Source organism: Helcobacillus massiliensis, from assembly GCF_033106145.1.
GTDB lineage: Bacteria > Actinomycetota > Actinomycetes > Actinomycetales > Dermabacteraceae > Helcobacillus > Helcobacillus massiliensis.
Genome location: NZ_CP136959.1, coordinates 1,911,638 through 1,932,306, shown reverse-complemented (window position 1 = coordinate 1,932,306; position 20,669 = coordinate 1,911,638). Strand labels below are relative to the sequence as shown.

General features: G+C 69.9%; 14 protein-coding genes. 9 read left to right on the top strand and 5 right to left on the bottom strand.

Going from position 1 to position 20,669, the window contains the following annotated elements:
- Positions 1-79 precede the first annotated feature (79 nt).
- The 3 genes from R3I40_RS08915 to R3I40_RS08905 are packed head-to-tail and all read left to right on the top strand — an operon-like array spanning position 80 to position 4,787.
- The gene (locus R3I40_RS08915; protein WP_285262481.1) at positions 80-1,150 is read left to right on the top strand and encodes an AAA family ATPase; all 1,071 of its coding nucleotides are present in this window, start codon (positions 80-82) and stop codon (positions 1,148-1,150) included.
- Entirely contained in the window at positions 1,144-2,334 is a 1,191-nt protein-coding gene (locus tag R3I40_RS08910; RefSeq protein ID WP_275436499.1) for a DUF58 domain-containing protein, read from the top strand. The genes R3I40_RS08915 and R3I40_RS08910 overlap by 7 nt, the downstream gene beginning before the upstream one ends.
- Positions 2,331-4,787 (top strand): transglutaminase TgpA family protein, encoded by a 2,457-nt coding sequence (locus R3I40_RS08905; protein WP_317699950.1) that lies wholly within the window; start codon positions 2,331-2,333, stop codon positions 4,785-4,787. The genes R3I40_RS08910 and R3I40_RS08905 overlap by 4 nt, the downstream gene beginning before the upstream one ends.
- Here R3I40_RS08905 and R3I40_RS08900 read toward each other — a convergent pair.
- A complete protein-coding gene (locus tag R3I40_RS08900) occupies positions 4,729-6,207 on the bottom strand; it encodes an NAD(P)/FAD-dependent oxidoreductase (protein ID WP_285262194.1) in 1,479 nt (492 codons plus the stop codon). The genes R3I40_RS08905 and R3I40_RS08900 overlap by 59 nt on opposite strands.
- A gap of 341 nt (positions 6,208-6,548) precedes the next feature.
- Here R3I40_RS08900 and R3I40_RS08895 point away from each other — a divergent pair, with 341 nt between their 5' ends.
- Positions 6,549-8,966, top strand: a complete 2,418-nt coding sequence (locus R3I40_RS08895) for a 5'-nucleotidase C-terminal domain-containing protein (protein ID WP_285262195.1) — start codon at positions 6,549-6,551, stop codon at positions 8,964-8,966.
- Positions 8,967-9,144: 178 nt separating this feature from the next.
- On the opposite strand, the gene R3I40_RS08890 is transcribed toward R3I40_RS08895, so the two are convergent.
- A complete protein-coding gene (locus R3I40_RS08890; RefSeq protein ID WP_259923331.1) occupies positions 9,145-9,549 on the bottom strand; it encodes a VanZ family protein in 405 nt (134 codons plus the stop codon).
- 209 nt (positions 9,550-9,758) lie between these two features.
- Between R3I40_RS08890 and R3I40_RS08885 the strand changes: the two genes are divergently transcribed.
- The 5 genes from R3I40_RS08885 (at position 9,759) to R3I40_RS08865 (ending at position 16,870) form a co-directional block, all read left to right on the top strand.
- Positions 9,759-10,943 carry an exonuclease SbcCD subunit D gene (locus R3I40_RS08885; RefSeq protein ID WP_285262196.1) on the top strand — a complete coding sequence of 395 codons (1,185 nt, stop codon included), beginning with the start codon at positions 9,759-9,761 and terminating at the stop codon, positions 10,941-10,943.
- A gap of 22 nt (positions 10,944-10,965) precedes the next feature.
- Positions 10,966-14,010 (top strand): AAA family ATPase, encoded by a 3,045-nt coding sequence (locus tag R3I40_RS08880; protein ID WP_285262197.1) that lies wholly within the window; start codon positions 10,966-10,968, stop codon positions 14,008-14,010.
- 175 nt (positions 14,011-14,185) lie between these two features.
- Entirely contained in the window at positions 14,186-14,683 is a 498-nt protein-coding gene (locus R3I40_RS08875) for a DUF456 domain-containing protein (protein WP_183376411.1), read from the top strand.
- A 151-nt stretch (positions 14,684-14,834) separates the two neighbouring features.
- Positions 14,835-15,437 carry an ABC transporter ATP-binding protein gene (locus R3I40_RS08870; protein WP_183376413.1) on the top strand — a complete coding sequence of 201 codons (603 nt, stop codon included), beginning with the start codon at positions 14,835-14,837 and terminating at the stop codon, positions 15,435-15,437.
- A complete protein-coding gene (locus R3I40_RS08865) occupies positions 15,434-16,870 on the top strand; it encodes a hypothetical protein (RefSeq protein WP_285262198.1) in 1,437 nt (478 codons plus the stop codon). Before R3I40_RS08870 ends, R3I40_RS08865 begins: the two co-directional genes overlap by 4 nt.
- 118 nt (positions 16,871-16,988) lie before the next feature.
- Here R3I40_RS08865 and R3I40_RS08860 read toward each other — a convergent pair whose 3' ends face one another.
- Genes R3I40_RS08860 through R3I40_RS08850 form a run of 3 tightly spaced genes read right to left on the bottom strand, consistent with a single transcriptional unit; the run spans position 16,989 to position 20,622 of the window.
- Positions 16,989-18,317, bottom strand: a complete 1,329-nt coding sequence (locus R3I40_RS08860) for a class-III pyridoxal-phosphate-dependent aminotransferase (protein ID WP_285262199.1) — start codon at positions 18,315-18,317, stop codon at positions 16,989-16,991.
- Positions 18,314-19,558, bottom strand: coding sequence for a M20 metallopeptidase family protein (locus R3I40_RS08855; protein WP_183376419.1), 1,245 nt, complete (start codon positions 19,556-19,558; stop codon positions 18,314-18,316). The genes R3I40_RS08860 and R3I40_RS08855 overlap by 4 nt, the downstream gene beginning before the upstream one ends.
- On the bottom strand, positions 19,555-20,622 hold the full coding sequence (locus R3I40_RS08850; protein ID WP_239374844.1) for an amidohydrolase family protein: 1,068 nt from the start codon (positions 20,620-20,622) through the stop codon (positions 19,555-19,557). Before R3I40_RS08850 ends, R3I40_RS08855 begins: the two co-directional genes overlap by 4 nt.
- Between the last annotated feature and the right edge of the window lie 47 nt (positions 20,623-20,669).

The window sequence follows — 20,669 nt, the reverse complement described above, 5'->3', positions numbered from 1 at the left end:
CCGGGCTCACCGATTCACGGCTCACCCGTCGCAACGCGCGGGTAGACTCAGCGGCACCGCACCCAGTGAAGGAGCCGCCGTGGACACTGCCGATCACGCCCCGCTGAGCGAGGCGGACGCCGCCTGGGTGCACACCCTCACCACCGACCTCACAGGCGAGGTGGAGAAGGTCATCGAAGGCAAGCACGCCGCCGTCCGCTCCATCATCCACTGTCTGCTGGCCGCCGGACACGTGCTCATCGAAGACGTCCCCGGAGTCGGCAAGACCATGCTCGCCCGGGCGCTCGCCACCGCGCTCGACGCCACCGCCCAGCGCCTTCAGTTCACCCCCGACCTCCTGCCCGGGGACATCACCGGCGCCAGCATCTTCAACCAGGCCACCCGCGACTTCGAGTTCCGCCCCGGCGCCGTGTTCACCCACATCCTCCTGGCCGACGAGATCAACCGCGCCTCCGCCAAGACCCAGTCCGCGCTCCTCGAAGCGATGGAGGAGCACGCCGTCACCGTGGACGGCACCACCCACCGCCTCGACGACCCGTTCATGGTGATGGCCACCGCCAACCCCGTGGAGATGGCCGGCACGTTCGACCTCCCCGAAGCCCAGCGCGACCGCTTCCTCATGCGCCTGTCCCTCGGCTACCCCGACCCGGGCAGCGAACTGCGCATGCTGCGCACCCAGACCACCAGCGGCCCCCGCGCCGACAGCCCCCTGCAGCGCGTCCGGCCCATCGCCACCACCGCCGACATCGCTCGTGCGCTCGCCCTGGTGTGCCGTGTCCACACCTCCGAGGCGCTCCTCGGGTACGTGGTCGCGCTCGCGGACGCCACCCGCCGCCACAGCGAGATCATCATGGGAGCCTCCCCGCGCGCTGCCGTCCACCTGGTGCGCGCCGCGAAGGCCACCGCCGCCTGCGATGGCCGCACCTACGTCACGCCGCAGGACGTCCGGGCGAACCTCACCGAGGTGTGGGCGCACCGGCTGCACCTGGCGCCGTCGGGCACCGTGGACCATGCCCGCGCCGCCGACATCCTCGCCGACATCACCGGTACCGTCCCCGTCGCCGGCACCCATGCGGGTTCTGCATCCGTCGGCGCCCCGGTCGAACGGGCCGCCGCTGCGGGCCGTGGGGCGTCGGCGCCGGAATGCTGACGAAGCGCGGCGCCGGCTGGCTCATCATCGCCGCCGCGCTCTGGATCGGCGGCATCATCACCGCAGTCTCCACCGCCTGGACCTTCGCCGCTGTCATGCTCGCGGCGTTCGTCGCCTGCGCCGTCCTCACCCAGGTCGTGGTGCGCGTCGCCAACGCCACCCGCACGGTCCGCACACCGCTGCCGATCCAGCGCGGCGAGGCCGTCACCATCGACGCCGCGGTGCGTCCCCGCTGGCTCACCGGCCTCGTCGGCACCGCCACCACCGCCGGCATCAGCACTGTCCAGCGGTTCCATCGCCGCGGCCACCACGAGCTGCCCGTGATCGTGCTGCAGGCTGTGGACCCGCTCGGCCTCACCCGCGCCCGCCGCACCGTGGACGACGGCGCCGCCATCACCGTGACGCCGCGCCTCCTGGCCCTCGGCCGACTCACCTCCGGCACCGGGGCCGACGGGGACTCCACCGCCTCGGTCCGCACCGGCCGCGGTGATGCGTCGCCGCTGCCGCGGCCGTCGGAGCCGGGGGACGACATCCGCCGCATCCACTGGAAGGCCACTGCCCGCGCCGGGACGCTGATGAGCCGAGAAGAGGAACAGCCCGAATCCGCCCGCGTGGTGATCCTCGCCGACACCGCCGGTCCCGCCGTCGACTCCACGCCGGGCCCCGCCACCGAAGGCGAGCAGACCGAGCAGGCGGAGCGGGCCGAGCAGTCGGAGCAGGTGATGGACGCCGCCGCGTCCCTCGAGCGGGCCCTGCGCACCGACGGCGCACACGCGCGCATCATCGAGATGCCGGGGGAGAGCAGTGCACCGATCACCGGCGCGCCTGCAGCAGCGATCCCGCCCGTGACCGCTGACCGGGAAGCGCTGCTGATCGTCATCACCGCCGCGCCCGACGCGGAGACCGGCGCAGCCCGCGCCGACGCGATCACCCGCAGCACCGCCTCCAGGAAGATCCGCACTCTCGTCATCCTGCCCACCGACGGCGCCGACGCCGCCCACCAGACCGCGCGCATCGCCGATGCTGCGCGAACGCTGCTGGCTCCGCACCCGTCGCCGGGGGTCTCCGTCGGCCCCGCCGCAGGCTCGATCGCCGCGCACGCGGCCGCCCCTGCCTCTGCCGCCGCTTCCGCCGCCGCGTCGACGGTCGTCACCACGACCGCTGTCCGCGAGGTCGGCGCATGAGCATTCCCGCGCGTCGCCGTCCCGCCGCCCGCCCCACAGCGCCGCGCCGGGCCGGCCGCACCACCACCGCCCGCGCCCTGGTCCGCGAGTCCGTGCGGGCCGCCCTGCTGTGGCTCACGCTGATGCTCGCCGTCCTGCCGCTGGCTCAGCTGTTCCAGCACCCGATGCCGCTGATCGGCACGGTCGCCGCCGGCCTCATCGCTGTCGGTGTGGTGGGCCGCGCCGTGCCGCGCCTGCGCCGCTTCACCCCGCCGGCGCAGATCCTTCTGCTTCTGATCGCCGTCGGCACCTGGATGCACCGCGCCGGCATCGGCCCCTCCGGCCTCGTCGATCCCGGCGCGTGGAAGGAGGCGATCATCGGCGTGTTCCGGACGGCAGGGCAGCAGCTGTCCGCCGAGGTGCCGCCGGTGGCACTGTCCCCGCACCTGGTGGCGCTCGCCATCCTCGTGGTCGGGCTCGTGACGCTCATCGCCGAGATCGTGCTGATGGACATGCGCCGCGCCCTCGGCGCCTCCATCGTCCCGCTGACCCTCGGGCTCGTGCCCGCTCTGCACATCCCGGACCCGCCGTTCAGCCTGCTCATCGCCCCCGCCGCCGGCGCCCTCGTCATCCTCGCCGCCGACCCGCTCACCCGCCCGGCACCCATCGGCGCAGCACCCGTCGGCGCAGCGCCTGACGGCGGGGCCGTTGCCGGCCCGGCACCCGTCGGCCCCCGCCCCACCAGCGCCGCCGCCCGCGCGGTGCCCGCCGTCGTCGCCGCCCTCGTGATCGCGCTCGCGCTGGCCGCCGCACCGCTCGCCGCCGACCGCGGCAGCCTCGGCATCCGCCCCAGCCACCCCCTCAGCCTGGAGCGGCTCGCCCGCGCCTCCGGCGGACCCGGCCTGCCCGGCCTCGCCGCCACCGATTCCATCTCCGTGCGCCGCTCCCTCACCGACCAGAAGGAGCACACCGTCCTCACCTACACCGTGTCCGGGCCGGCTTCGGACGGCGACTACCTGCGGGTCCACACCCTCACCCGCTGGGACGGAGAAGAGTTCACCTCCCCGGACGACATCCCCGTCCGCGACCCGCAGCTCATCTACCCCGACCGGTCCGACACCCCACGCGACGGTCTCGCCACCTACACCGTGACTCTCCACCAGCTGCGCAGCGACCGCGTCCCCACCCCTCTGCGGCCCGTCCGCCTCGACCCGCAGGCCGGGGTCGACGCCGTCCTGCCCCGTGATGTCGACGAAGCCACCGCCTCCGACGGCGCCACCAGCGACCTCACCGACCTCACCTACCGCGTCACGACGGTCGCCGGGCAGCCCACCGCCGAGGACCTCGCCGCCGTCACCGACGACGACATCCACCGCGTCGCCCCACCCGTCGCGGTCCAGATCGCCCCCAACCCGCAGGTCACTGCGCTCGCGGAGAAGGTCCGCGCCGAATCCGGCGCCACCACCCCGTTCGAGACCGCGCGGGCGTTCGAGCAGCACTTCCACACCGGCTACACCTACTCCCTGGACACCGTCACCCCGCCCGGTGCTGACCCCCTCACCAGCTTCCTCGAGGACCGCACCGGCTACTGCGAACAGTTCGCCGCCGCCTTCGCGCTGATGATGAACGCCGAGGGGCACCCCACCCGCGTCGTCGTCGGCTACACCGGCGGCACGAAGAGGGGCGACCACTGGGAGGTCACCAACCGCAATGCTCACGCCTGGCCCGAAGTGTGGTTCGGCGAGGACTACGGCTGGGTCCGCTTCGAACCCACCCCACCCGCCGGCGGCGTCGGCATCGAACCCCTCGAGAGCCTCAGCACCGAACCCGAGGCCGGCCAGGGCGCGGCCACCCCCACACCGGCCCCCAGCACCAGCGCGTCGACGCCGCCGTCGGCCGAGCCCACCACGACCGACGCTGCCACCACGCCCACCAGCGCCACCACCGGCGCGACCGCGGGCACGGGGGAGGGCCGCCGGGGCGAGCCGACGGGTGCCGACCGAGCCCTGCTCATGACCGCCGTGGCCATCGCCGCTGCCGCCACCGCTCTCGCCGCAGTCCTCTGGGGGCGCCGCCGCCGACGGGTCCGTGCACAGCGTGAGCGCAACCGCGCCTGGGACCGAGCCCTCGCCTCAGACACCCCCGACGAGGTCGCTGCGGTGCTCGCCCTCGCCGAAGCCCGCCGTTTCGCGGCACAGCACGGCGCCGTCTGGGACAGCGCCGCGGACCCGGACCGGGCGCTGCAGCGCCTCGCGTCAGACCTGCGGAACCGGGAGGATTCCGAGAACCCGTCGGCCGCCCTCGGCGAGCTCGCCGAGCTCGTCATGCCGGCACTGTACGGGCACAGAGAAGCGCGGACCCGCCGCGACGATGCGCAGCGGATCCGCGAGCTCTCCGATCAGATCGAGACGGACCTCAGGCGAGGCCGCGGCCGTCCTCCGGGTTCGCCCGGTGCGACGGGTGGTCAGCGGTGAGCTCACCGCGTTCACGGCGGGAGCCCTCCCGGTACGAGAACGGCTTGCCGGCGCTGAAGCCGAAGCGGCGCTTCGAGGAGTGCTTCGCGAACTCCTTGCGCGCCCGGTTCGAATCGACCTCGCCGATCACCGGGTTCGGCTGACTGAACGTGGTGCCCATCCCCGCGTACAGCGAGATCAGGTTCGTGGAGACGGCGCGGCGGTTGCGGGCGCCCAGCAGGTTCATCACGTGCACACCCATCCACGCCCACCAGCCGATGGAGCCCGTCAGGTCCGGCGCCTTCTCGAACGGCAGCTGCGTGATCGCGGCATGACGACCGATCGTCGCCATCGTGCCCAGATCCCGGTACGCGAACGGCGCATCGGCCGGCTTCCCATCGACCTCCGCGCTGATCAGCGAGGCCACATGCTTGCCGGACTGCATCGCCGGCTGCGCCAGCATCGGCAGGGCCTCATCCTGCGCAGCCACGTCACCGATCGCGAAGATGTTCCGGAAGCCCTTCACCCGCAGGGTGTCGTCCACCTCGATGCGGCCGTTGTCGCGGCGGGGCACGCCCCACCGGTTGATCTCGTCATCGGCGCCCACACCGACGGCCCAGATCGTGATGTCCGATTCGATGACGGTGTCGTCCTGCAGCGTCAGCGAGTCGTAGCCGACCGACTTCACGCCGCGGCCCAGCAGCAGCTCCACCTTGCGCTTGAGCAGCTCATCGGCCGCGTACTCCTGCAGGTTCTCGTTGAAGTCCTTGATCAGGGCCTTGCCGCGCTGGATCAGCGTGATCTGCAGCGTGCCCGGGTCCATCTCCGGGTAGAGCACATCCAGCTCCTGCTGGCGGAAGTCCGCGAGCGCACCGGCGATCTCCACACCGGTGGCGCCGCCGCCCACCACGGAGATGTGCAGCTTGTCGTTCGTGCCGGTCTCCGACAGCTGGGAGGCGCGCTCCAGTTCGGCGAAGATGCGGTCGCGGATGTCGATGGCCTGGCTGCGGGTGTACATCGGCATCGCGAACTCCTCAGCACCGGGGGTGTTGAAGAAGTTGACGGTGGCGCCGTTGGCGAGGACCAGGTAGTCGTAGGAGATCTTCTGGCGGTCGTGGAGGGTGACGGTCTGCTGCTCGGTGTCGACCGCGCGGACACGGCCCTGGCGGAACCGCATGTTCGGCACCTTCAGCTGGAGGCCGCGCAGGAACATGGTGACGTCGCCCGGGTTCAGACCGGCGGTGGCGACCTGGTAGAGGAGCGGCTGGAAGGTCTTGTAGACGTTCTGGTCGATGAGGGTGACGCGCACCCGCGCCTTGCGCAGCCCGAGGACGGCGTTCGCGCCGGCGAATCCACCGCCGACGATCACGACATGGGGCCAGTTGCGGCCGTTGGTTGCGGGTTTGGTGCGTCGGCGGAAGCTTCTCTTGGCGCGGTCCATGGTTCTCCTTCGCAGCGAAGTGTCGGCGCCGCGGCGGCAGGGGAGTGTCTCGCCCGGCTGCACATGCGTGGGCATCGCCCGGGTGGGGCGGGCCCCGTCGGCTCTCCTCTCGATAGTAGTAGGGCCCTAGGTCCTCACCAACTCACCCGGCGGGCCCAGTGGCGGACTCGGCTGCGACTGCGTCACACCCAGTGTGAACAGCGGGTGTCCGCCATATGACCAGATCCAGTGGATTCTCAGGAAAGGGAGACAGGGGGTGCTTGACGGGTGTTGGATGGATGCGAGTCTTCCCCTCATATCCCCCTTTCGCCCCGTGCACGCACCCCTCCAAGGACACCGACATGTCTGACCACGCGCGTCCCGCAGCATCCCGCCGTCTGAGCACCATCGCGGCGCTCACCCTCGCCGCCGGGCTCCTCAGCCCGATGAGCGGCGCCCTCGCCGCCGAGGGCGATGAGGTCACCCTCTACGGCATCAACGACTTCCACGGCCGTCTCTCCAAGTCCGGCGCGGACCTGGCCTGCACCATCGAGAAGGAGCGCGCCAAGGACGGCGACTCCCTGCTCCTCTCCGCCGGTGACAACATCGGCGCCTCGGAGTTCACCTCCTTCATCGCCCAGGACATCCCCACCATCGACTACCTGAATGCGCTGGAGCTGCCGGTCACCGCCGCCGGCAACCACGAGTTCGATCAGGGCATCGACGACCTCACCGGCCGCGTCAGCGACCGCGCCGACTTCGAGCACCTCGGCGCCAACGTGCGTGACAAGAGCACCGGCGAGCGTCTCCTGCCGGCCTACACCATCGTCACCACGGAGGACGGCAAGAAGGTCGCCGTGATCGGCGCCGTCACCCAGTCCACCGCCACCCTCGTCTCCCCGGGCGGCATCAAGAACGTGCAGTTCACCGACCCGATCGAGGAAGTGAACACGGCCGTTCAGGAGCTGAAGGACTCCGGCGAGCAGTACGACATGATCGTGGCGAGCTACCACGAGGGCGGCGGGAAGGACGCCGCCGGTGACGGCGTGCAGCCGGATCCGCTCACCAAGAGCCTGGAAGCCATCATGAACGGGACCTCGCCCGAGGTCGACGCCATCTTCACCGCCCACACCCACAAGTCCTACGCGTTCGACGCCCCCACCCCCGGCGGCGACGGCATGCGCCCGATCATCCAGACCGGCTCCTACGGCGCGAACCTCGGCGCCGTCACCCTCACGGAGCAGGCCGACGGGTCCTACAGCGTGAAGAAGGGCTCCGCCCACCTCATCTCCACCAAGGGAGCCGCCGAGGGCGAGGACTGCGCCCAGTTCCCCCGCTTCGTGAAGGCGAACCGGATCATCGAGGACGCTGAGGCGTTCGCGAAGGTCGAGGGTGAGAAGCCCGTCGGCTCCATCCAGGGCGACATCACCACCGCGTTCAACGCGGAGCGCGCGGAGTACCGCGACGGTGTGTGGTCCCTGAAGGCCGGCCAGACGCAGGAGAAGGGCGACGACCGCTCCGCCTCCTCGGCGCTCTCCAACCTGAATGCTGATGCGCTCGTGTGGGCGACCCAGCAGGACGAGTCCGCCGGCCCCACCGCCGACATCGGTGTGATGCTGCCCGGCTCGGTCCGCGCCGACCTCCTGTTCGCGCAGTCCGCTCGGAAGGAGCGCGACGGGGTCGTCACCTTCCGCGAAGCGAACGACGTCACTCCGTTCGCCAACAACGTCAACACGGTGGAGCTCACGGGCGCGCAGCTGTACACGATGCTGGAGCAGCAGTGGCAGCCGGAGGGTGAGAGCCGCGACTACCTCCAGCTGGGCCTCTCCAAGAACCTCGAGTACACCTTCGATGCGTCCGCGCCGAAGGGTGAGCGCATCACCTCGGTCACCCTGGACGGCAAGCCGATCGACGAGAACGCGACCTACACGGTGGCGGTGCAGAGCTTCCTCGCTGAGGGCGGCGACAACTTCACCGTCTTCGCTGAGGGCGCCAACAACACGGACTCCGGCATGGTCGACCGTGACGCCTGGATCGGCTACCTGCGTGCCCACAAGGACATCGCGCCCGACTTCTCGCAGCGCGGCATCGGCTTCCAGGTGCTGAAGGGCGAGGACGGCGCCGTGCCGACGGGCAGCAAGGACGATCCGTGGACCGTGCGCGTCACCAACCTGCACTCCACGTCGCTCGGTGCCCCGCAGATCACCGAAGCGATCATCACGATCGACGGGCAGGAGTTCCGCGCCCCCTACCAGCAGGATGAGGAGACCGGCGAATGGTTCGCCGACGTCTCCGTGCACGCCCCGGAGTGCTCCGCCTCCGGCAACGTGGACGCCCTGGTGACGGCGGTGCCGGACACCGGCACCGAGGTCGCCTACCCGGTGACGATCGAAGGCGGCGACGGCTCCGGGTGCGAGGCTCCCGGTGAGGGCGAGCAGCCCGGCGACGGCGACCAGCCGGGCGAGGAGACCCCCGCTCCCGGTGACGGCGACCAGGGCGAGGACGGCGACGGCGACGGCGGTCAGGCCTTCGCCCCGAAGCCGATTAAACCCGCACCGAAGCCGTCCGCCCGCCCCGTGGCCGACGGATTCCAGACCGACGTGACCCCGAAGCCGACGGTCAGCGCCACCGAGTCCGAGGCCGACACCTGGCCCTCCGACACGGACCAGCTGCCCCGCACCGGTGCGGAGATCGCCCCGTACCTCACCGTGGGCGGTGTGCTCATCGCCGTCGGTGTGGGCGCGGTGATCCTGTCGCGCCGCTTCTTCAGCCGCGACTGATTCGGCCGCCGGCAGACCTTCTCGGTCGCAACTGACCCGGCCGGTCCAGCAGCGCGAAGCGCCGCGGTCCCCCTGATCCGTTCAGGAGGCCGCGGCGCTTCTCGCCGTCCACGGCGCGTCCGCGGGGTGGTCAGCGTTCCTGCCGCGTCCGCACCCGTCGGCCCGCCGTTGTCGCTGGTCAGCGCCCGGTGCGTTCCGGTACCCGTCGGCCCGCCGCGCCCCGCCGCCGAAGGAGGGCCCACACCGCGGCCCCGGCCGCGACGCCCACCAGGTCCGCCACGATGTCCGCGAGATCGAACGACCGCAGCGGCATCAGCGACTGCACCGCTTCGATCACGAACGCGTGCGCGCCGATCGCGGCCACGGCGAACCTCGCCGCCGGCCGCGGCGCCAGCAGATGCAGCACCGTCCACACCGTCAGCGCGAAGATCCCTGTGTGCACCAGCTTGTCCGCGTGCGGAATCAGCGCCCCTGCCGCCTCCGCCTCCGGCGTGAGCTTCGGCCAGTAGAACGTGGAGTTCAGCAGCAGCACCACCGCCACGAGAAGGACCCGCGCGGCGATCAAGCGGTGAGCAGCAGGCATCAGAACTCCTCCAGTGCGGGGCAGGTGCGGCGGGGCGGGGCGCGTGCACAGGACACGACAGAACCGCCGATTCTAGCCGCGCACGCACCAAAAAGGCCGGGTCAATCGTGTCCTGTGCACAGCAGATCCTCTCTCGTCACCGCCGGACGCGGCGGTGAGTTCGGGAGGGTCGACTTTAAATGTCGCACCCCCTCTTTAGGGTGGGAGCCATGAAGATCCTGCACACCTCGGACTGGCACCTCGGGCGCACTCTGCACGGGGAGGACCTGCACGAGCATCAGCGCACATTCCATGACTTCCTGGTGGACCTGGTGGAGCGCGAGAAGGTGGATGTCGTCGCCATCGCCGGTGACGTGTACGACCGCTCCATCCCACCGGTCGCCTCCGTCGACCTCCTCAACGACACCCTCACGCGCCTGGCGGACATCACCACGGTGATCCTGACGCCTGGCAACCACGATTCGGCGGCGCGGCTCGGGTTCGGGGCGAAGCTGATGGGCCGCGGTGTGCACATCCTGTCCGAGACGGGCGGGGTGGAGCGGCCGGTCACGGTCGCCGATGAGCACGGGGAGGTGCTGTTCTTCGGCCTGCCGTACCTGGATCCCGATATCGTGCGGTTCGCTTTCGCTGCTGAGGGGGAGCAGCCCCTCGCGCGCAGTCACGAGTCGGTGACGCGGGAGGCGATGGACCGGGTGCGGCGCACCGTTCAGCAGCACGGCGGTGCGCGGTCCGTGGTGCTGGCGCACACGTTCGTCTCCGGCGGTGAGGGCTCTGATTCGGAGCGGGACCTCACGATCGGCGGGGTGGACAGTGTGACCGGGTCCGTGTTCGCCGGGGTCGACTATGTGGCCCTCGGGCACCTGCACGGCTGCCAGAACATGGCCGGGCACATTCCCGACCAGCGGCCCGCCGCCTGGTATTCCGGCTCCCCGCTGCCGTTCTCGTTTTCGGAGAAGAACCACCGCAAGGCCGTGCTGATCGTGGACATGGGGGCCGACGGGGCCGTTGACGTCACCCCGGTCCCAACCCCGGTGCCTCGGCGGCTCATCGAGCTCACCGGGGACCTCGACACGGTCCTCGCACAGGCGGGCGAGCACGGCGACGACTGGGTGTTCGCGACGGTGCAGGAGACGACACGGCCACCGCACATGCAGGAGAAACTGCGGCGCGCCTTCCCCCACATGCTGGGCTGCGAGTTCGTCTCCACCGTCCATCGGGACCGGTCCACGGCACCGGTGGTGTCCGAAGCGATGGACCCGGTCGCGGTGGTGGGGGAGTTCTACCAGCAGCTCGCCGGCGCGAAGCCGACCCATGCACAGGTGGAGCTGATCGAACAGGCGGTGCGGGACGCCCGCGCCGCCCATGACGAGAACAGTCAGCGCGCCCGCGCCTGAACCGGAGGACGGAGCACCCATCATGCGCCTGCACCACATGACCTTCACCGGCATCGGCCCGTTCCGGGGCGAGCACCGCATCGACTTCACCGCCCTCGGCGCCTCCGGCCTGTTCCTCCTCGAGGGGCCCACGGGGTCCGGGAAGTCCAGCATCATCGACGCCGTCGTGTTCGGCCTCTACGGCCAGGTCGCCGGTGAAGCCTCCAGCCAGGAACGGCTGCGCTCCCACTTCGCCGGGGCCGATGAGCCCAGTGCGGTGGACCTGTTCTTCGAGACCACCAGCGGCCTGTTCCGCATCACCCGCACACCGCGCTACCTGCGGCCCAAGCGCCGCGGCGACGGCCTCACCCAGCAGAACGCCACCGCGAAGCTGTTCCGGTACACCTCGGAGGACGCGTTCCGCGCCGCCATCGCCGGTGAGGAGTCCGCTGGGGCGGTGCAGCCCGTGTCGGTGCGGATCGACGAGGTGGGGGCTGAGATCAACCGGATCGTCGGCCTCACCCATGAACAGTTCACGCAGACCGTAGTGCTGCCGCAGGGGGAGTTCGCGCGGTTCCTCCGCGCGAAGTCGGAGGACCGCAAGGACGTGTTGGAGAAGGTGTTCGGCACCCGCCTGTTCACCACCATCGAGAAGCAGTTCATCGACCTGCGGCGCGACGCCCGTGCCGCTGCCGAAGCCTCCCAGCAGGCCCTCGCGCAGGCGCTGGAACGATTCCTCGAAGCCTCCAGTGCTGATGCCGACACCCGCGCCGAGGCCCACCAGGAACTCACCGCACCCGGCGGCCTCACCACCGTCCTCACCGACGCCGCCGCAGCCACCGCCGCGGCCCGCACCGCCCACGAGGACGCGGCGGCTCGCACCGAGAAGGCCCGCACCGGCGTCACCACCGCCGAGAAGGCGACCGAGGCCGCAACCCGGCACCTGCAGGCCGTGCAGGGCCGGCAGGAGGCCGACGGAATCGCCGCGCACCTCGAGCGGACTCGTGAGGCCAGTGACCTCGCCGCCCGGCAGCTCGCCGCGCACGAGCGCGCCGAGCGACCGTTCTACGCCCTGCAGGCCCGCGCCCGCGCCGAACGCGACGCCGACGCGACCCGCCTCGCCCTCCCCAAGGACGACCAGGAGACGCCGCAGCAGTGGCCGGACCTCATCGCCCACCACGACACCACCGCATCGACCGCTGCCGCCGCTGCCGCGGAGCTCGCCACCGTCGCCCAGCTGGAGACCGGCCTGCCCAAGAGGCTCACCGACCTGGAGGAGCAGCGCGACGCCGTGACCACCACCGAAGCCCGCCTCACCGAGCAGAAGGCGGCACTCCAGCAGCGGCCCACCCATCGAGATGACCTGGCCGACCGTGTGAAGGAAGCCGCCGAGCAGTCTCGCGACCTCGCCGGCGCCCAGGCCACCCTCGAGACCTCGCAGGAGCGGCAGGAATCAGCGCGCCTCGCCGCCGCCACCGCCGAGAAGATCCAGCAGCTCGCCGGCCCGATCAGGGACGCCCACACCGCGGCGGCGCAGGCCGTGGAGACGGAGCGGGCCCTGCGCCAGCAGCGGATCGACTCCATGGCCGCTGAGCTCGCCACCAGCCTGACTGACGGTGATCCCTGCCCCGTGTGCGGCGCCGCCGAGCATCCCAGCCCCGCCACCAGCGACCAGCCCTTCGTCACCGATGAGCAGATCGAGGAGGCGGAGGGCGCCCGAAGCGTCGCGGAGAAGCGCCTCAGCGACCTCAACGAGAAGAAGGCGGCCCTCGAATCCACCCGAGCCGCCGCGCACACCGCGGCAGGGGAGCGGTCCGTGGAGACCGCAGCCGCTGAAGTCGCCGCCGCCGAGCAGAAACTCGCCGACGTCCGCACCGCTGAGCAGCGCCACGCGGACCTGGAGAACAGCCTCGCCGCGTTCGATGAGGAGACCCAGCGCCTCACCACCGCCGCACACCAGGCGGAGACCGCGCTGTCCGCGGCCCGCACCCGCGTGGAGGAGACCGCGCACGCCATCCAGCGCGACCAGGCGGCTGTTGCCGAGGCCCGCGCCGACGCCGACACCGTCGCAGAACGCCGCACCCGCCTCAGCAACCGGGCCAAGACCGCGGCCGAGGCAGGGAAGCGACTGCGCGCCGCGCAGGACGCCCGCCAGCGGTGGCTCACCGCCGCCGAGACCGTCACCGACGAGATGCAGACCGCTGGCTTCACCAGCGAAGAGGACGTCACCGCCGCCCGCATCAGTGAGGAGACCCGCGCCCAGCACCGACAGGTGCAGACTCAGCGCGCCACCGCCCAGGCGAAGCTGACCGACCTCCTCGCCGATGAGGCCGTCGCCGCCCTTACCCTCGCCGAGACGTCCCTCGAGGACGCTGAGTGCGCCGTCACCGCCGCCCGGGAGCAGCAGGCCGCGGCCCGCGCTGCGCTGGAAGAGAAGCAGCGGCAGCTGTCCCTTGCGGAGCGCGCCGCCACCGCCACCGCAGCAGCGCTCACGTCCCTGGAACAGGCTGCGCAGAAGCATCGCGACACGTCAGCGACGGCGGAGGAGAAGCGGGCGCTCGCAGAGGTCATCACCGGCGGCAGCGGCAGCTCCGCCCGGCTGCCCCTGTCCACGTATGTGGTGATCAAACGGTTCGAAGCCGTGGTCGATGCCGCGAACGCACGACTCTCGGTCCTGTCCGGCACCGATCTCGAACTGGAGCTGGGGGAGCCGGCTGCTGGGGGAACGAAGAAGATCGGCCTGGACCTGGAGGTCGTGGACCGCCGCACCGACCAGCGTCGCAGCCCCGCCTCCCTCTCCGGCGGCGAAACGTTCTTCGTCTCGCTCGCGCTCGCGCTCGGACTCGCCGATATCGTCACCGCCGAGTCCGGCGGGGTGCAGATGAACACTCTGTTCATCGACGAGGGCTTCGGCTCACTGGACCCGGAGAAGCTCGATTCGGTGATCGCGGAGATCCGGGCGCTGGGGAACGCGGGACGGACGGTCGGCATCGTCTCGCACGTGGCGGAGCTGAAGCAGCAGATCCCGGAGAAGATCCACGTGCGCCGACGCTCCGACGGCACCTCCACCCTCGACATCACCGTGTAACCACTCTGCCGAGCGCCCCCAGCACCCCGCCGCAGTCGGTCGCGCTCCGTCGCATTCCGCATTGCCAAGCCGTTGCGCCCCACTGCACCTCGCCGCTCGCTACACTGACACCGGCCGGACGGAGCCCCCGTCGACTGCCCGCCGCCCAGCACCACCCGCCGACCGAAAGGCCCTCATGGGTTCGGACATCCTCGTCACCGTCATCGCCGCACTCGCATTCGCGGTCGGCATCACCGGCATCATCGTGCCGGTCCTGCCCGGCTCCATCACGATCATCATCGGCACTCTCATCTGGGCGATCGTCATCGGCGGCACCGGTGCCTGGGTCGCGTTCGCAGTCATCACTCTGCTGTCGCTCGTCGGCATGACCTGCAGCTATGTCCTCACCGGTCGGCAGCTGAAGCGGCAGGAGACCCCCGGGTGGGCGGTGGCACTCGCCATCGTCGGTGGCCTGGTCGGGTTCTTCGTGATCCCCGGCCCCGGCCTGATCCTCGGGTTCATCCTCGCCCTGTTCGGAACCGAGTACGCGCGCCGCAAGGATGCCAACGAAGCCGTCCGCTCCACCCTCACCGCGCTGAAGGCGCTCGGTATCGGGATTCTCCTCGAAGTCGGCTGCGCGCTCATCAGCGCCACCATCTTCATCCTCGTCTCCGGCTACCACTTCTTCGCCTGACCCGCCCCGCGGCACCTCCGCGCGGTTCCGTGCGTTTCAGCGCCCATCCCGGCGATCAAGAGCGCTGAAACGCATGCAACGCCGGCCCGGGATCGGTGAGTCGACCAATGTCGGTGCCCGTCGGCCCGCCGGGCTCCATACAGTGGACCGCATGCTGACCGCCACTGACCTCACCATCGGCTACGGCGACACCGACCCCGTCATTCAGGGCCTCGACCTCACCGCCGACCCGGGCGACATCATCGCCGTCACCGGCGCGAACGGCAGCGGCAAATCCACCCTCCTGCGCGGCCTCGCCGGCCACCAGCCGCTGGACTCCGGCACCATCCTGCTCGACGGCGCCGACCTCACCGCCAACTCCCGCGCCCACCGCCGCGACGTGTTCGCCGTCCTCGACGGCTCCGCGTGGATGCGCGAACTCACCCTCGGCGACCACCTGCGGATCCTCGAAACCGACGGATCCCTCATGAGCGCCGACGACGCCATCCACACCCTCGACCTCGCCGACCTCGCCGACCGCCACCCGCACACCTTCTCCTCCGGGCAGCGGCAGCGGTCCGCCCTCGCCACCGCGCTCGTCCGCCCCTGGTCGGTGCTGATCCTCGACGAACCCGAGCAGCGCCTCGACGTCGACTACCAGGAGCGCACTGCGGACATCCTCCGCGCCATCGCCCCCGGCGCCGTCATCATCCTCGCCACCCATTCGCAGCAGCTGATCGACCGCCTCGGCGCCGCCGAACTCCACCTGTCATGACCGACCCCATCGCCCGCGTCACACCCCACCACACCACCGGTGAGGTGCTGTCCGCCGTCTGGATGGGGGTGCTCGCCGCAGCCGTCGGCCTCGGTGTGTGGATCGGTGCGCTCACATCGCTCAGCCCGCAGCTGCGGGCTGGGCTCCTCCCGCACGCAGACCCGCTCACCGTCCTCGTGGTCGCAGTGACGGCACTGATGGTCGCGCTGATCCTCGCGGTGACCGGCGCGGTGGGTCCCTTCTCCGCATCGGCAGCGGAACTGATGCTGACCGGTGGGCCCCGACGGCGCGCCGCCACCCTCGGCATCCTCGCCGGCGTCCTGCTCATGCTCAGTGCGGCTCTCGCGTCCGGTCTCATCACCGCGCTCGGGCCCCTGCTGCCGGGGCCGCTGCTGCCCGCGATCACCGGCATCCTCGCGACCGCATCTCTGCTGGTGCCGCCGCTGTTGGCCCGAGCCCAGCGCAGCCGGCTCCTCCCCGCCGTCCGCACACTGCCCGCCGCGCTCGTGGCCGGCGCTGTCACACTGCTGGTCGCCTTCCGCTTCTCCGGCACCGTCGGCGCATCGCTCATCACCGCCGCCGGGGTTGCCGCGATCGTGCTCGCGGGCGCGGTTGTGCGGTCCCGGGCGCGGGCCGGTTCTTTCGAGCTGATTCCGCGGTGGGAACTGCTGCGGGCCGACGGGATCGTCACCGCGGCCGGGTCCGCTGCCGTGTCGATGGATGTCGGTGCGGTGCGGACGCACGGTGAGCTGACCCGCCCGGCCGCGCGCCGACGGGCCCTCGCGCCGGGGATGATGCGCCGTCTGCACCCGTCGGCGCGGCTGTTCGTGACCGTGCTCGCCCGCGCTGGCCGACGCACTGCCGCCACCAGTGGGATCGCAGTTCTGGTCGCCATCAGCGCCACCGCGTTCACACCGGCCGCGGGCACGCTCGCGATCGGGGCGGTGGCGGCCCTGCTGACCGCGCTGAGCCTCGCCTCGATCCTCGGTGATCTGGTGGTGTCGGTGCCGCTGCGGTCCGTGTTCGCTGCAGCTGCGCCCGGGGCGGCCTGGCTGACGCTCGCGGGACTCGCGGTGACGGCCCTGGTGCCGTTCGCCGCAGCTGCCGTGGTGCACCTGGTGCAGGGCGGGCAGCCGTGGCCGGTGCTGGTGTTCGCCGCGGTTGCGGCCGCGGCGGTGACGCACGGCCTGGTGGGGCCGACGCGGGCGCTGTCCGACCAGGTCAACGGTGTGCTCACCACGATCAACTCGCCCGAGCTGGGGCCGGTGCCGATCTACCTGATCCAGCGGGTCACCGCGGGCTGGGTGGCGCCGCTGGCACTGCTCGGTGCGGCGCTGCTCGGGCTGGACGCCGTGGCGCTGATCGCCGGGGCCATCGCCGCGGTGATCGCCCTGACCCTGTTCGCGGACGTGCTGACGAAGAACCAGCACTGACCGCACACCGCCGCCTCGCCGTTGCATGCGTCCTCGCGCGCATTCCGGCGATCAAGAGCGCTGAAACGCTTCCAACCGGGGTCGGTATTGGGGCCCGATGGCGCAGGTCGAACCGACCTCACCAACCGGCGTAAGGAGCGATGTCGGCGTCGCTCACCGCCCCCTCAGCGACATCGTCCAGCGCCTGCGCGAGCAGTTCCATGCCGCGAACACACTCGCCCCGTGAGATAGTCAGCGGCGGTGTGAGCTCGAGGGCACCATCACCGACGGGATAGACGACGAGTCCAAGCTCAAATGCGCGAAACGCCGCCTTTGCGGAGGTCGTCAGAGCATCATCGGTGCCGTTTGGCAACAGTTGGAGGCCCTGCATCAATCCTCGGCCCCGGACCTCGTCGATGAGCCGTGCACCTGGGCGGTCGCTGGCGCGCAGTTGATTGATCAGGGCGGTCAGTACTTCACCCATCGCGGCTGCGTTGTCGATGATCGAGCCGTCGTCCAGTTCATCCAGGACCACCAACCCGGCGGCACATGATGCACCGTTACCGGTGGTGGTCATCAACGCGGAAGCCGCGGGTTCATCAAGAACAGATGCGGGCCCGACCACCGCTGACAACGGGAGGCCGGCGCCGAGAGCTTTGCCGAGCGTCACCACATCAGGCTGGACACCGTTGTGCTCGATGGCCAACAGGCGGCCAGTCCGCCCAAGACCGGCTTTGACCTCGTCACACACTAGGAGCGTTCCAGTTTCTGTGCACATCTGCCGAAGCGCGGGCAGGAACTCAGGGTGCGGCATGATGATTCCACCATCGGATTGGATCGGCTCCACGATCACTGCGGCGATGGTCTGGGTCTGCAGATGGCGCCTAATCTGATCGATGTGCGTGCGTGCCTCCGAGTCGGTGAGCGCGGCCGACGGGTACGTCAGAAGCACAGAATCGGCAGCGGCATCGGCTCCGCCGGATTCGACATGTATGCCTGAGACCCCTTGTGCAAGGCCGAGTCCGCCGTGATAGCCGTTGGAAAAGGCGATCACCCCTTGGCGCCCGGTCGCACGGCGGCACCCCCGCAGTGCGACATCATTCGCGTCTGTCCCTGCATGCCCAAGGTAGACGCGTCGGTCTGGCTTTCCAGGAATCATCTGCAGCAGTCGCTCCGCGAGGAGCACTGCACGTTCGTGTGTGGCGGACAGGATGGAGGCGCTGCACCCGCTGGCCAGCGCATCTCTGACCGCATCGGCGACCGCCGCGTTTCCGTGCCCCAGGCCGACAGCTGTCCACGCGGCAGAGAAATCAAGAAGCGTGCGCCCGTCAGCGTCGGTGACCTCACTGCCGTTTCCGCCGGCAATCGTCAAGGGGAAGAAGCGCAGCTTCTCAACTCCCGCGATGACATCGGCGTCACGTGCGGCCAGGTCTCCTGCCGCGGAGCCGTTGTGTGCAGTCGTCGTCATCTGTTGATCTCCTCGTCCACCTGCTCGTTCAGAATGCGCTCGGCGCCAGCGAGATAACCGGCCAGCATGGCATGAGCGACGTCTTTGATCGCCCTCTCCGTGGGGAGAAATCGAGGATCGTGCAGCGACGGCGCGGGAGAGCACCCCTCGACTTCCACCCCGACGAAGGTCATCAGAGACGGCATCACTGAGCAGAAGTAGGAGAAGTCGTCAGCACCGAGTGACCGCATCGGCTCCGCAATGTCATGACCCATCGCTCCCAACCAGGCTTCGGCCCCTTCTGCGAGCTCCTTATGGTTTGTCAGGACCGGTTCACCAGAATCACGGCTGATATCCGCCGATAGTCCATAGGCGGCAGCGGTGCCTTCGGCCATCTGCCGGACGGCTTCGAACAGGTCGATGCGCTGCTCGTTCGACGTGGTGCGCATTGTGGCGCGCAGGTACGCCTCTGAGGGAAGAACGTTAGCCGCGCTGTCGCCAGCGCGGAGAGTGCCTACGCTCAGAAGAGCTGGCGACATCGGATCAACAGTTCTGCGGACAGCTTCTGGCAGTCCGATCGCGAGCTGGGCGATCGCGGTCACCGGGTCGGCCGCGGTGTGAGGGTAGGCGCCGTGCCCGCCACGACCCCTGAGGACGATGTTGATCTCATCTGCGGCTGCGTTGATGTAACCCGCGCCCACCGCGATGGTGCCCGCCGGAACTCCTGGGTGAACGTGAGCAGCGATCATGTGGGTGACATTGATCTTCTCCAGAGCTTTTTCTTCGACGATGTCCAATGCACCAGAAGGATATGTCTCCTCTCTCGGCTGCAGGACAGCACCGATCGCGACGGGCAGATCCACCTGCGCTGCAGCACGGATGAGTGCGACAAGGGCGGCTTGATGAACGTCATGGCCGCATGCATGCATGGCGCCGTTGCTGGCAGCGAATTCGACGCCGGTGCTTTCGTGGACCGGGAGCGCATCGAGCTCAGCGCGGATTCCGACCGCGGGGCCGTCAGGGCCGATCCGGCCTATCGCTCCAGCGGATGCGACTTCGTCGAATTGGAGGATCCCCGCGAGCTCCGAAACGAGGATGTCGCGAGTGTCGTATTCCATGCCGGAAATGCGGGGGTCGGAATGGATGCGCCGGCGCAGGGCAGCTGCGTCAGAGAGCTGTTCGTCCAGACGGGAACGTAACTCGCCAGCGATCCTGGTGAGCGTGGTTCGTGTTGAATCGGCGGGGCTGTCTGTCGAGGTCAATCCGATGCTCCGTGAGTTGAGGGGGTCGAGGGGTGGGCTGTTGAGGATGGGAGCGTCGCGCTTGGGAGCTGATCGAGCCTGTAAACGCGACGGGCGTTGTCCCGTGAGATCATCTGGGCCACTCTTTGCTGTTCGGCGATCGGCCACTGATCTCGGCGTGCCCAGTCGTCGAGTGCCTCAGCCAGCCCGCGGCGGAACAGGAGCGCGCCGAGGTGATACAACTCCGCTGCTCCCCAGGCATCCGACGAGAACAGCGCCTTGTGGAACGGAGTGAGCTCCAATGATTCGGCGATGATCTGTGCGGATTGGGAACCGGTGTAATTGATGGCCAGGCCGACGTCGCAATACACGTGTTCAAAGCAGTGGGCCAGGTAGCCGGCTTCTCGATGAAATGGGTAGCAGTGCAGAAGCAGAATGTCCGAACCGGACCCGCGGGTGGCGCGCAGCAGGTCGGTGAGCAGCAGAGGGTTGCAGCGATGAAGATCCACATCGGGGTCGCCGTACCCAACGTGGAACTGGATCGGTACAGCACGATCAATCGCGCTCCAAATCAGGTGTCGGATGATGACAGGGTCCTCGAGGCGAATCGACCCGGGGTAATTGCTGATTCGATCGATCCATGCGCCAACGGCGCGTGCAACGTCAGCATGGGTGGGACGCGATGGGTCGAAGTCCAACCCGGTCCGATATGCAGCGATCGTCTTCGCTCCAACCGCTGTGCGCAGGCGTTCGTCCAAGACTCGCGCATACTCGTCGACGAACCCGCTGGGATGCACACCGGCTTCGACCAGCTCTTCGGCGAGCACCTCCAGGCGAACAACCTCGGCGTAGCCCGCGTTCGCTGTCGCGCCCATGTGTGCTGGACCGAGGATCTCGTCCCCTCGGTGGCCGGTCTCGATCAACAGGGTCTCGAATCCGGACGGGCGCAGCAGCCGTCGACCAACTTCGTCGGCAGACAGAGCGGACCGCGCCTCAATGTATTCGTCGGGTGAGCAGAAGGGTTCAGCGTCGAGCAGTGGCGCGCAGTGGCGACGGATGGCGAACCCAAGCTGGGTGTCGAACATGGTTGTTCCCCGCGGCGCGTGGCCGTCCGACTCTGTGATCAGGTCCT

Bases quoted from the DNA above. Each gene is read 5' to 3' on its own strand.
- R3I40_RS08910 (WP_275436499.1), top strand. From the start codon at position 1,144: ATGCTGACGAAGCGCGGCGCCGGCTGGCTCATCATCGCCGCCGCGCTC.
- R3I40_RS08905 (WP_317699950.1), top strand. From the start codon at position 2,331: ATGAGCATTCCCGCGCGTCGCCGTCCCGCCGCCCGCCCCACAGCGCCG.
- R3I40_RS08900 (WP_285262194.1), bottom strand. From the start codon at position 6,207: ATGGACCGCGCCAAGAGAAGCTTCCGCCGACGCACCAAACCCGCAACC.
- R3I40_RS08895 (WP_285262195.1), top strand. From the start codon at position 6,549: ATGTCTGACCACGCGCGTCCCGCAGCATCCCGCCGTCTGAGCACCATC.
- R3I40_RS08890 (WP_259923331.1), bottom strand. From the start codon at position 9,549: ATGCCTGCTGCTCACCGCTTGATCGCCGCGCGGGTCCTTCTCGTGGCG.
- R3I40_RS08885 (WP_285262196.1), top strand. From the start codon at position 9,759: ATGAAGATCCTGCACACCTCGGACTGGCACCTCGGGCGCACTCTGCAC.
- R3I40_RS08880 (WP_285262197.1), top strand. From the start codon at position 10,966: ATGCGCCTGCACCACATGACCTTCACCGGCATCGGCCCGTTCCGGGGC.
- R3I40_RS08875 (WP_183376411.1), top strand. From the start codon at position 14,186: ATGGGTTCGGACATCCTCGTCACCGTCATCGCCGCACTCGCATTCGCG.
- R3I40_RS08870 (WP_183376413.1), top strand. From the start codon at position 14,835: ATGCTGACCGCCACTGACCTCACCATCGGCTACGGCGACACCGACCCC.
- R3I40_RS08865 (WP_285262198.1), top strand. From the start codon at position 15,434: ATGACCGACCCCATCGCCCGCGTCACACCCCACCACACCACCGGTGAG.
- R3I40_RS08860 (WP_285262199.1), bottom strand. From the start codon at position 18,317: ATGACGACGACTGCACACAACGGCTCCGCGGCAGGAGACCTGGCCGCA.
- R3I40_RS08850 (WP_239374844.1), bottom strand. From the start codon at position 20,622: ATGTTCGACACCCAGCTTGGGTTCGCCATCCGTCGCCACTGCGCGCCA.